This is a genomic window from Sphingobacterium lactis, assembly GCF_011046555.1.
Taxonomy (GTDB): domain Bacteria; phylum Bacteroidota; class Bacteroidia; order Sphingobacteriales; family Sphingobacteriaceae; genus Sphingobacterium; species Sphingobacterium lactis.
On the sequence record NZ_CP049246.1, the window covers coordinates 1,087,401 to 1,099,511 of the forward strand.

Sequence of the window (12,111 nt, forward strand, 5' to 3'; positions counted from 1 at the left end):
ACTAAAAACTAATAATGGATCATCAAGATATTAAAAGCAGGTTTGGTATCATCGGGAATTCCCCGTTGTTAAACCGAGCCATAGATATTGCTCGCCAAGTAGCGCCTACTGATATATCCGTTTTGATTCAGGGAGAAAGTGGTTCGGGTAAGGAAGTTTTTTCGCACATCATCCACCAATTGAGTGGCCGTAAGCATGGTCCTTTCATTGCGGTGAACTGTGGTGCGATTCCCGAGGGTACCATCGACTCCGAGTTATTCGGACACGAGAAAGGTTCCTTTACTGGCGCTCATGAGGCCCGGAAGGGATACTTTGAAGTTGTCGATGGCGGGACCATTTTCCTGGATGAGGTTGGGGAACTTCCGTTAGGGACCCAAGCGCGTTTATTGCGTGTCCTGGAATCGGGTGAATATATCCGCGTAGGTTCTTCCAAAGTACAGAAAACCAATGTCCGCGTAGTGGCGGCAACAAACGTCGATGTGTTTGAGGCCGTAAAAAAGGGAAAATTCAGAGAGGATCTGTATTACCGTTTGAATACGGTGCCCTTGCGGATCCCACCTTTACGCGAGCGTAAAGAAGATATTGTACTCCTATTTCGCAAATTCGTAGTAGATTTTGCTGATAAATACCGTTCCCCGGGCATACAATTGACCGAGGATGCGCAGGAGATGCTCAAGAATTATTCATGGCCGGGCAATGTGCGTCAATTGAAGAATATTGCCGAACAGATTGCTGTCCTTGAAAAAGAACGATTGGTCAATGCGCAGATCCTAAGCAATTACCTGCCTGCAGAACAGCAGAGCAGCTTACCTGTTCCGCTACGTGACCAATCCAAAGAGAATTTCTCAGAACGCGATTTACTCTACAAGGTTCTTTTTGACATGAAAAAGGATATGGTCGATCTGAAGAAACTTGTTGTGGAATTGATCCAAAAAGGATTCAATCCAGGCACGATTGAGCAGAATTCTCCTTATATTAATCAACTATATCAAGAGATCCGTCCGAACTCGCCAGCATTGGGCTCGGAAGAATATGGTGCTAATCCGAATCCAACGATTACCATCCATAATCCGGGACAGGCGAACGGCAACAATGATGACTATTTGACCTATGATACGCAAGATGTAGAAGAGGTGGAGGAGTCCTTATCGCTATTGGACAAGGAGTCTGATTTGATCAAGAAAGCCCTACGGAAGCACAAAGGCAAGCGTAAGGCGGCTGCCCAGGAATTAGGGATTTCCGAACGGACGCTTTATAGGAAGATTAAAGATTTAAATCTAGATTAAGCACATAAGATGAAAGGAACTTTTGTCGGTTATATTCTTTTGGCAGCGCTCATGGTCTTCACCATTCAAGGCTGTGGCGTAAAATATAGCCTTAGCGGTGGTTCGATTCCCGAAGGGATGAACACCTATTCCGTAGAGATTTTCGAAAATATTTCCCCCTTTGTTTCGGCAACATTGAGCCAGCAGTTTACGGAAGGTTTGAAGGAGCGCATCCGTACACAGTCCAAATTGAGCCAGGTGAACCAGGATGGCGATGCCATGTTCTCGGGTGTGATCACAAATTATGCGATTACGCCTGCAGCGGTAGAAGCTGGAGTCGACCGGGCAGCATTGAATAGGCTTTCCATCACCGTAAAAGTGAAGTATGTCAACCGAAAAGATGAATCCGGGGAAAGCGATTTTGAAGAATCCTTTACCCAGTTCAAAGAGTTTAGGGGAGAGGTGAGTACACAGGAAAGTTCGCTGAACAGCGAAATCGTTAAGATGTTGACAGAGGATGTCTTCAATAAAGCCTTCAATAATTGGTAATATAAGCGTTGTTGTTAAGCATGGATCAAAGAACTGTATTTAGGAAAGCCCTTGAGAATCCCTTGGATGTATCTGTTGCCGAATTCGAGCAACTTGTTCGCCGATATCCCTATGCGCAACCTATTGTATTTGCCTTTGAACGGAAAAAATTCCTGGAAGGGCTACCGGTAGATAAACAGCGAACACTCATTTACGCAAGCAATCCCTATTGGTTGAAAGATTACTTGCAGAAGCCTGTGCCGGAAGTTCCTGAATTGGAAGTGGATACTACAGATGACTATATCGCATACGAAGAACTCGAGGACGAAGAAGTGGTAACGACAGATTCGGATGAAGAGCTGTATGTTGAAGATGTAGCAATTGCTGAGGATGAGGAGCAGGAAGAGATTTCCATGGAGGGAGAGGCAATTAGTGAATCGACAGTTGAAACTGTTGTCTCGGAGGAAACGGAAGAAAAGGAGGGAATCGATGAAGAACCTGCCATAGAGCCGTTAGCATTCGATCCACCTTCGACCTACAATATCGAGAAAGAGTACGCAGAGGAAGCTTACGAGACCGAAGTGGAAAAACCAACGGAAGCGCTGGAAGTCCAAAACGAACGAACCGCAGAGGAAAACATCAGTCTGTACAATGATGAACTGATGCCTTATAGTTTCCGTTGGTGGTTGTATAAAACCAGGCTGGAGCATGCGGACACCTATCAACCGTTTTCTACGCCAAGTTTTCCGAAAGCACAGAAGGGTCAATTTGATCCACGGAAGCTGGATGAAGCCATTCTGGATCAGCAGATCCGCGAGAACATCTTCCATCTGCAGAATCCGGAGGATAAGCTGAGTGCAGAAAACCAGAAAAAAACGGTGGAGTTTAAATCCTCTGAGAAGATGGATGAGGTCATCGATAAGTTTATCCGGGAAGAGCCTCAAATCCAGCCGCCAAAAGCTGAATCCATCAATAATGAAAACAAGGCACGTCGCAGCTCAGAAGATCAGCTGAATGTTGTAACAGAGACGCTAGCCAACATATACGAGTCCCAGGGCATGTATGAAAAAGCAGTCATGGTATTTAGAAAATTAATTTCGGAGAATCCAGAAAAAAAATCGTACTTTGCGACCCGAATTAAAGAGATTGAACAAAAGTTATAATACAAATATAGAAAATGGACATTTTATTTATTATCCTGATTATCATTGTTAGTTTATTATTAGCATTTTTCGTATTGATCCAGAACCCAAAAGGGGGCGGTCTTTCAGCAGGATTCTCAGGTGGAGCAAATTTAATTGGTGTACAGCGTACAGGTGATATCTTAGAAAAAGGTACATGGATTTTTGCAATTGGGTTGATGATTTTCTGTATTGCGATCAACATCATGGGGCCATCGGCATCCAATGCTGGCGGTTTAGGTGATCAGATCGAAGCACCAGTGCCAACAAACAACTTGAACTTAACTCCGAATGCTACACCGAACCAAGGTACACCAGCACCAGGAACTACTGCACCTGCAACAGCAGCACCTGCAGCAACGGATACCACCAAATAAGGCGTATCTGCATAAAGAAATCGAAACCCCGTCTATTTTTAGATGGGGTTTTTGTTTTTACTATCATTTTGGTGTCATGATGGCATTACCGAACAAATGACTGACAATAAAAAATGACAGTTAATGCAAAAATGGCAAAAAAAAATCCCTATTTTCAATTGGCATAGTTCGTGATGCCCTAGGAATAGAGTTAACGCAAAAAATAAAAATTGATATACAATTATGGCATTAAGTATTAAACCTATCGGAGACAGAGTGGTTGTTGAACCAGCTCCAGCAGAAGAAAAGACAGCATCTGGAATCTACATTCCCGACACAGCAAAAGAAAAACCATCCCAAGGAACAATCGTAGCTGTAGGTGCTGGAAAACCGGAAGAACCTCTTACTGTGCAGGTCGGCGATAAAATCTTATACGGTAAATACGCTGGAACAGAGATTACCTATGAAGGTAAAGAGTATTTAATCATGCGTGAGTCTGATATCTACGCTGTTTTATAATCAAAAATCACTAAACTTTATTCAATAAGACTTGCATTTCCGTTGGAGAGCAAGCATAGAATTTTCAATTTCATATAACAATGGCAAAACAAGTAAAATATAATGTTGAAGCGCGTGACGCACTGAAAAGAGGTGTGGACACATTAGCTAATGCGGTTAAAGTTACCTTAGGTCCCAAAGGACGTAATGTTATTATCGAGAAGAAATTTGGTTCACCAGCAATCACTAAGGATGGTGTTTCTGTGGCTAAAGAAATCGAATTGAAAGAGCCCCTAGAGAACATGGGCGCGCAGATGGTGAAAGAAGTAGCATCCAAAACTGCTGATCAAGCAGGTGATGGTACGACTACCGCTACGGTATTGGCGCAAGCAATCGTTGCTCCAGGTATCAAATCCGTTGCTGCAGGTGCAAATCCAATGGATTTGAAACGTGGTATCGATAAAGCTGTAGCTGCTGTCGTTGAGAACCTTAAAACACAGTCGCAAGTAGTAGGTGCTGACAACAATAAAATCAAACAAGTAGCATCTATTTCCGCTAACAATGACGAAGTGATCGGTTCATTGATCGCTGAAGCTATGGAAAAAGTTGGAAACGACGGTGTAATCACTGTTGAGGAAGCAAAAGGTACAGAAACTGAAGTAAAAACTGTTGAAGGTATGCAGTTTGATCGTGGTTACCTTTCTCCATATTTCGTAACGAACTCTGACAAGATGGAAGCGGAATTAGAAACGCCTTACATCTTGATCTACGACAAGAAAATCAGCAACATGAAAGAATTGTTGCCGATCTTGGAAAAACAAGTACAGACTGGTAAACCGTTGTTGATTATTGCTGAAGACCTTGATGGCGAAGCGTTGGCAACATTGGTTGTAAATAAAATCCGTGGTTCCCTGAAAGTTGCTGCTGTTAAAGCGCCAGGTTTCGGTGACCGTCGTAAAGCCATGTTAGAGGATATCGCTATCTTAACTGGTGGAACAGTGATCTCTGAAGAAAGAGGTTTCAAATTGGAAAATGCTGAACTATCTTATTTAGGTCAAGCTGAGAAAGTCGTTATCGACAAAGATAACACAACGATTATCAATGGTTCTGGTAATGCTGAAGATATCAAAGCACGCGTTGCACAGATCCGTTCACAAATCGAGACAACAACTTCTGACTACGATCGCGAGAAATTGCAAGAGCGTTTAGCGAAGTTATCCGGCGGTGTTGCTGTTCTTTACGTAGGTGCTGCGTCTGAGGTAGAAATGAAAGAGAAAAAAGACCGCGTTGATGATGCGCTTCACGCAACTCGCGCTGCGGTTGAAGAGGGTATCGTTGCTGGTGGTGGTGTTGCTTTCATCCGTTCTACAGAAGCTTTGTTGAACCTAAAAGGTGAAAACGAAGATGAGCAAATCGGTATTGATATCATCAAACGTGCAATTGAAGAGCCATTGCGTCAAATCTGTGCCAATGCAGGTATCGAAGGTGCTGTAATCGTTCAGAAAGTAAAAGAAGGATCTGCAGATTTCGGTTACAACGCACGTACAGATAAATTCGAAAATTTGATTTCAGCAGGTGTTATCGACCCTACAAAGGTTTCACGTGTAGCATTAGAAAATGCAGCTTCAGTTGCAGCAATGTTATTGACTACAGAGTGTGTCCTTGCAGACGAACCTGAAGAAAATCCAGTAGGTGCAGGTGCTCCTCCAATGGGCGGTGGCATGGGTGGCATGATGTAATCTGCCCCAATTCCTATAAGTATATAAAAGTGCTGGCCCTTTGGCCAGCACTTTTTTTGTGGATATAAAGTATACCTTCCGCCCCTCAGATTTTGTATATTCGTGTAGGTCGTTTAATGCTGTTGCTTTATGGAAATGTATAATATTATTGTGCTGATCGTTCTTTTCGTTGCGGGATGTGGATTGATCTATTATGTTCTGAAAAATGTAGGGAATAAAAAAGTAGTCAATGCCGTCATTCCGGACATCGATACAATTCGGGAGGTGCTGCATGCAAAGGTCGATTTTTTCAATAAACTCAAACAAGGGCAGCAGGAGGACTTTATTCAACGTGTGTCCTATTTCCTCCATACCACCAAAATCTCACCGGAGAAAGGAGCAGTGATTACCGATGAACATCGGATATTAATAGCGGCCAGTGCAACCATTCCGCTCTTTCATTTCAATACCTGGTCCTATGAAAATTTAGATGAAGTCCTGGTTTATCCCGGAACCTTTGATGAACGCTATGGTACAGAGGATGCTGACCGCAATATCCTGGGAATGGTCGGGGATGGTGCCATGCACCGTAAGATGATCATTTCCCTTCAAGCACTCATGGGTGGATTCAGTCAGCATGCAAACAGCAATACCGCCATACATGAATTCGTGCATCTGATCGATAAAGCAGATGGAGATGTGGACGGCGTGCCGGAATATCTGATTCCAAAGGAACTCATCAAGCCTTGGATCGATGAGATGCATGCTACTATTTCTGCAATTCGACGGGACCGGTCTGATATCCGAGACTATGCCGCTACCAACCCGGCTGAATTTCTGGCCGTGGTGTCAGAGTATTTCTTTCAGAAACCGCAAATGCTCAAATCCGATCATCCCGAACTGTATGAATTGCTTGATGAGATTTATGTCGGTAAGAAGACGATCAAGGAACCGATTTAAGCAAGGTGCTGAAGGGAAGCTGAATTTTTAGCGAACAAAAGGTTCCAACTGGGGTTTTCAAATTGGGAAAACATATAGACATATAAACGAAAACTAAAGAGATATGGAATATAGAAATTTAGGCGATAGCGAGATCAATGCTTCAGTGATTGCTTTTGGCGCATGGGCGGCAGGCGGTTGGATGTGGGGCTCGACCGATCGGAAGGATGCTGTGGAAGCCATTATAGCCAGTTTTGAGCATGGCGTCACGAGTATTGATACAGCGCCGATCTACGGACAGGGAACCAGTGAAGAGATTGTCGGCGAAGCATTAAAGAATATCCCCAGAGATCAGACGCAAATCTTGACCAAGTTTGGGATGCGTTGGGATTTGGCAAAAGGAGACTTTGCCTTTCATAGCAAAATGAACAATGGCGACGATATCGAGATCTATAAATATGCAGGTAAGGAAAGTGTTATCCATGAGTGTGAGCAGAGTCTCAAACGATTGGGAACAGATTACATCGATCTGTATCAAATCCATTGGCCTGATTCAACAACACCATTGGATGAGACATTTGAAGCTGTGGTCCAACTGATCGAACAGGGGAAGGTACGCTACGCCGGCGTCTGTAATTATACCAGTCAGTTGATGGCAGAAGCCGAAATGACTGTTCCATTGGTATCCAATCAGATTCCTTTCAGCATGGTCAACCGCGCGGTTGAGGAAGATGCCGTACCTTATTGCATCAAGCACAATAAAGCGGTGTTGGCCTATAGCCCAATGGAAAGGGGCTTGTTGACCGGGAAGATCCATCCGGGTTATGAATTCAAGGAAGGCGATCATCGTGCGAAATTACCACACTTCCAACCTGATTTTATAAACCGCACAAATATACTCTTGGAACGAATCAAGCCATTGGCAGATGATAAAGGGGTTACCTTGGGCCAATTGGTACTGCGTTGGACGGTGGATAGACCTGGGATTACCGTGGCCTTAGCAGGCGCAAGAAACGCCAAGCAATCTGTCGAAAATGCGAAAGCAATGGATATCCTCCTTACGGATGAAGAGTTTGATTTTATCAGCGCGGTCGTTGACGCGTTCTAATTCTTAAAGATCAAAGGCCTCGATTTCGAGGCCTTTGATCTTTAACTAATATCCCGAATGACGGAAATCTTGCCGTCCTCATTGAATTCGAAGATAGATCTGCCCTGCAGTTTGATCTGGTCACCTTGCTTATGTTCCTCGGAAAGGTCCATCGCTAGCGTAGCTACATAGTCAATATCTACTTCAATGTAATTCTCGAAATAGCGAATACCTGTAATGGTCTGCTTCCGCTGCGAAAAGAAATCTTTCGCCGAATTCGCTTGTTCCCAAAAGGCATCCCGACCTTCCAATGAATCCGTTACTACTCCTGCCTGGATGTTCTCGAAGATCATGTTGTCGGCCAGGTTCTCGGTCATACGGACCAAGTCATAGGCGTTATACCCTGCTATGTAATTTCTGATGATGCCTTCCCTAGGATCGGCACCATGGTTTACGTCCTGATTTGCCATTCCTAAAAATAGCAAATATCTCAAGATGAAGGAATTATTTTATTGCTTTAATCATCGCGGTAATCCTTTCTTTGCCTTTTTGGAACAATTCACCACCATATTCTTCACTATCCAAGGAAATGGTTTCAATTTCGCCAATACCAATAATCCGAAAGATGGTCTCCACATATTTTGATTGAAAGTTCATGTGTTCGTTCCGTTCGCCACATCCATAACCATTATCGCCCCGAGCCGATAGGATATAGGCCTTTTTTCCGGACAACAGTCCCACATAGTTGCCATCGGGTTCCCCAGATTCGAATTTCCACGTTTCATTGATGCGCATGATCTGATCCATATAGGACTTCACCCCACTTGGGACACCCCAGTTATACATTGGCAGGCCGAATACAATGATATCTGCTTCCTTAAGTTCACGGACCAGTTTATTGCTGAGTGCCAATGGTGCTTGGTTTTCTGCATTCCGATCGGATACTTTGGTAAAGGATGCCTTAATCCAAGCATCATCTATATGAGGTATGGGGTTTATGCCAAGATCACGAAAGATAAAATGATCGGTAGGATATAGTCGCTGCCAATTTTCCTGAAATAAGGCTGTCATCGCACGGCTCTGCGAATTGGTGATCCGGGCACTGGAATTAATAATTAAAACTTTTTTCATGTTATTTTTTTTCAAAAATATCCGAACCTTATGTTTTAATTCTTAATCTAGATTAAGAAATCCTAGCGGTTTTGGCTTCTTAGTTTGCTGAAGAATTCCGGTGTCACGCCGAGGTAGGAGGCGATTAAATATTGTGGTACCCGCTTTGTTAAAACTGGATAACGTTGGTAAAAATCAATATATCGTTCTTCTGCAGAATACGATAGATTGCGAACGATGCGGTGCTGGAGGGAGGCTGTATACTGCTGTAGAATAATGCGGAAATAGCGCTCCAATTTTGGGATTTCCCCTAACATTTCTTCAAATTGGCGTGAGTTGATCTGGAGGAGTGTAGTGGTTTCCAGAGCTTGAATAGCATATAGCGAGGGTTGCTGGTTTGCGAAACTTGCCAAGTCCGTAGCCCACCAATCTTCTGCGGCAAAGAAAAGAATTTCCTCTCTTCCCGATTCTTGGTTTATATAGAAGGCCTTCAGGAGACCTGATGCCACATAGCTGTCGTGTGTGCAGATTTCGCCCATCCTGAACAGGTAGTTGTCCTTAGGAAGTGTCTTCGTCGTCCAAAAAGTGCGCAGCCGCTCTTGCTCAGGAAGCGTTAGGGAGACAATACGGGATATGTTTTCTAGCAATCGCTCTATCATTACCCATAAATCTAAAGAAAATCTGGAAAATCAGCCATCTTGACCCTAACGAAAAATGTGAATTGCACAACAAAATCCCTGAAAAACAGGAGTTGAAATAGTCGTTAAAATTTGTAATTTGCTTAACCATTAATCTATGAATAAGGATGGCCATACATATTGATAATCAGCTATTATTTATTTCTTAATGAATTACGACGACTTAGAACAATTATTTTATTCTGGAGAATTGGCGGCCTGCATCGATGGCTGTGTTCACTATTTAATCGACCATCCCGGGGATGTTGAAGTTATTTTCTTGTTGGCTGTAGCGAAGCATGACCTGGCTTACCCAAATGGGCATGAAGCGGTTTATGAGACCCTGCAAGCAGAGGTAATCCCCCTGTTGCGTTCCATGATCCCCTTAGAGCCTGAAAATCCACGGGCACGATTCAATATACTCAATTATATTTTGGGCAATGAATATGACCTCTTTCAAATCGCACGACCGAAAAAGCATGTGACCGCCGAGAATAAGGATGAATTTATTGGGTATGCCAAAGATCTAATTGCAGTAAAAGAACATGCCGTATATGGCTATGATTTTCTGATTCGTATCCATGAGTCTTTAGGAGATGATGAAGAACTACTGCTTGCATTAGATCAGGCAATCGCCTTTTTTGACGTGTTCTTCAAGCATGAACGGGACATAAAAGATAGAAATATATCCATTACTTGGATGAAGAAGATCTATCTCCTGGATCGAAACAAAGATTTGGCTATGGAGAGCAACATCTTGGAAATTATTGAAACGGGTTTACCGCGTTTCGTTTCAGGACATGCCGGACAGTACTTTGATCTGGCGGAGATTGCGCAGGAACATAATAATTTTGATCTCGCGCTTAAAATCTTGCTCAAGGTTGTCAGGGGTGATGATGAGAACGACCAGATTCAGGAAGGCCTCGTCAAATGGCATCAGCGGTTTTCTGATCTGATCGATAAAGGGTTCCATCCGACCGATGTGCTTTATTTTCAACTCTTGGTGGAGCGTGCCTATCCTGAACGCTTACAGATAGCAGAGGATTATTATTATCAACATGCCTTGGAAATCATACAGCGCTATCCCAATACCTACGGGGCCTTCCATTTTGCCGGAACCTATCTGTATGAACAGGGGGATTTTGACCAAGCTGTATCCTACTTTCGAAATGCATTGGCCATCCAGCAGCAAGTGACCACCTGGAGAAGGATGGTCGAGTCCCGATTCCTGGCCAATGGTACGCTTGAGGAACAGGTTCCTCAATTTAAGGATATTCCGAGAGATCTGTATAACGAAGGCGTGAACTTGGATGCCTTCCTGAAGAATATGGAAGAGAGTGCCGTGAAGGAAGCCTTGCGGAATCTGGATGTGATGATTTACCAGCAATCATTTGAAGCATTCCGAAAATATTTTGAAGAGGACAAATATGAAAGCGACCTGTTCGGGGATGAGCATTGCTGGGCAATGTGCTGCAATAACTTGGCTATAGCCTATACAGCACAGGGAAATTACCATGATGCCGTAGAAGTTGCTCAGGAAGGCTTGAAACATGCCGAATTCCAGGAACTTCATTACAGCTTAGTGGAGGCAGCCATAGAGTCCAATGATTACCTGACTGCCCAAGAAGCCCTACAAACCTATTTTGATCAGTATAACCAGGAAACGGCTTCCTATTATAAATATCTGCAGATGCAAGCGAATTTGGTGATCGTAAATCATCAGTTGGGGGATGAGGAAACAGAGCTTAACCATGCAAAAGACCTCCTGTTTGCGATCTACGATCATTATCAAGAGAACCCAGATATTTCCGATTATGATTTTCGGGATTTTGAAGCTGCAAAGAATACGATTGAGACCCTGCTGTACCAGGAATACGAGCATAAACCAGCAGCGGTTAGACAACAGTACTATGAGGAGATTGCCGCAAAATATCCAGATGAGGCAAATCCGCAGTACAACCTGATGCAGATTTACAATGAACAGGAGGATTACCAACAGGTGAATAGAGCCGCACGCTTATATATGGAAAACAAGCAGGCCTTTCTGATCAATGACTTCGATAAGGCAAAAACACTCTACATGATCGTAAAAAGTCATTTTCTGATTGGCCAATACCGGGAAGGCGCTGCCCTGTTCTCGGAATACGATAGTTTTGTGGAACAATCCCTCGAATCCACAGAGTATGTAATATGGCTAAGTTATGGAGTGAAGTTGTTGAGTAAATCCGGAGATTTGGAGGGTATGGAATCATTGGTGAGTCATTTCCAATCGATTTACAATCAGGAGAATTGGTCTTACGATAGCGATTCTGAAGGTGTTTATCTCGCCCAGGCTACAGCATTGTACCAACATGGGAACTTGAAAGAAGCGCATAAGGTTTTGGATTATGTGCTGTCATTTGATGACCACGATAAAATAGCCGACCATTATAAACAGACCTGGAAGAAACCTGGATTTCTGTCCAAGTTTGGGTTTTAAAGGCTAATTTCATTCATGTGATGTGTGCAACCGTATACCCCCTTTTGAAAAGGGGATATACGGTTTTTATTTGGTTAAAAATTACGCTAAAAGCCGGTCAGTGACGGTTGTATTTTACATGGTTGGTGTTAGGTGTTGTGCCATGTATATCAATTTATTGCTACAAGGATTTAACCAATATGAAGAAAAAGCCATGGTAAAAGTTTTTAATCCTACCTTTGCATTTGGAATAGAAACTGTCTGGCGATACAGTTCTGTTCCCAAAAAACAAAA

The 12,111-nt window shown here is 43.3% G+C and carries 12 protein-coding genes; 9 read left to right on the forward strand and 3 right to left on the reverse strand.

All coding sequences use genetic code 11. From position 1 onward, the window contains the following. The first annotated feature begins 14 nt into the window (after positions 1–14). From G6N79_RS04790 to G6N79_RS04825, 8 genes are all read left to right on the forward strand, one after another. On the forward strand, positions 15–1,286 hold the full coding sequence (locus G6N79_RS04790; RefSeq protein WP_103905500.1) for a sigma-54 interaction domain-containing protein: 1,272 nt from the start codon (positions 15–17) through the stop codon (positions 1,284–1,286). A 9-nt stretch (positions 1,287–1,295) separates the two neighbouring features. Next, the gene (locus G6N79_RS04795; protein WP_103905499.1) at positions 1,296–1,814 is read left to right on the forward strand and encodes an LptE family protein; all 519 of its coding nucleotides are present in this window, start codon (positions 1,296–1,298) and stop codon (positions 1,812–1,814) included. A gap of 20 nt (positions 1,815–1,834) precedes the next feature. Then, positions 1,835–2,956: a hypothetical protein gene (locus G6N79_RS04800; protein WP_103905498.1), complete on the forward strand. Its 1,122-nt coding sequence runs from the start codon at positions 1,835–1,837 to the stop codon at positions 2,954–2,956. A gap of 14 nt (positions 2,957–2,970) precedes the next feature. Then, complete coding sequence (secG, locus tag G6N79_RS04805; protein ID WP_103905497.1) at positions 2,971–3,351, forward strand: preprotein translocase subunit SecG; 381 nt, start codon at positions 2,971–2,973, stop codon at positions 3,349–3,351. 222 nt (positions 3,352–3,573) lie between these two features. Further along, the gene (locus G6N79_RS04810) at positions 3,574–3,849 is read left to right on the forward strand and encodes a co-chaperone GroES (protein ID WP_103905496.1); all 276 of its coding nucleotides are present in this window, start codon (positions 3,574–3,576) and stop codon (positions 3,847–3,849) included. Positions 3,850–3,929: 80 nt separating this feature from the next. Next, on the forward strand, positions 3,930–5,567 hold the full coding sequence (gene groL, locus G6N79_RS04815) for a chaperonin GroEL (RefSeq protein ID WP_103905495.1): 1,638 nt from the start codon (positions 3,930–3,932) through the stop codon (positions 5,565–5,567). A gap of 129 nt (positions 5,568–5,696) precedes the next feature. Then, positions 5,697–6,506, forward strand: coding sequence for a M90 family metallopeptidase (locus tag G6N79_RS04820; RefSeq protein ID WP_103905494.1), 810 nt, complete (start codon positions 5,697–5,699; stop codon positions 6,504–6,506). Between the two features lie 103 nt (positions 6,507–6,609). After that, the gene (locus G6N79_RS04825) at positions 6,610–7,593 is read left to right on the forward strand and encodes an aldo/keto reductase (RefSeq protein WP_103905493.1); all 984 of its coding nucleotides are present in this window, start codon (positions 6,610–6,612) and stop codon (positions 7,591–7,593) included. A 41-nt stretch (positions 7,594–7,634) separates the two neighbouring features. On the opposite strand, the gene G6N79_RS04830 is transcribed toward G6N79_RS04825, so the two are convergent. The 3 genes from G6N79_RS04830 to G6N79_RS04840 form a co-directional block, all read right to left on the reverse strand. After that, a complete protein-coding gene (locus tag G6N79_RS04830) occupies positions 7,635–8,042 on the reverse strand; it encodes a nuclear transport factor 2 family protein (protein WP_103905492.1) in 408 nt (135 codons plus the stop codon). 34 nt (positions 8,043–8,076) lie between these two features. Then, the gene (locus G6N79_RS04835) at positions 8,077–8,703 is read right to left on the reverse strand and encodes an FMN-dependent NADH-azoreductase (RefSeq protein ID WP_103905491.1); all 627 of its coding nucleotides are present in this window, start codon (positions 8,701–8,703) and stop codon (positions 8,077–8,079) included. Between the two features lie 62 nt (positions 8,704–8,765). Continuing rightward, entirely contained in the window at positions 8,766–9,341 is a 576-nt protein-coding gene (locus tag G6N79_RS04840) for a Crp/Fnr family transcriptional regulator (RefSeq protein WP_103905490.1), read from the reverse strand. A 187-nt stretch (positions 9,342–9,528) separates the two neighbouring features. On the opposite strand from G6N79_RS04840, the gene G6N79_RS04845 reads away from it, so the two are divergent. Then, positions 9,529–11,838 carry a tetratricopeptide repeat protein gene (locus G6N79_RS04845; RefSeq protein WP_103905489.1) on the forward strand — a complete coding sequence of 770 codons (2,310 nt, stop codon included), beginning with the start codon at positions 9,529–9,531 and terminating at the stop codon, positions 11,836–11,838. The last annotated feature ends 273 nt before the right edge of the window (positions 11,839–12,111 follow it).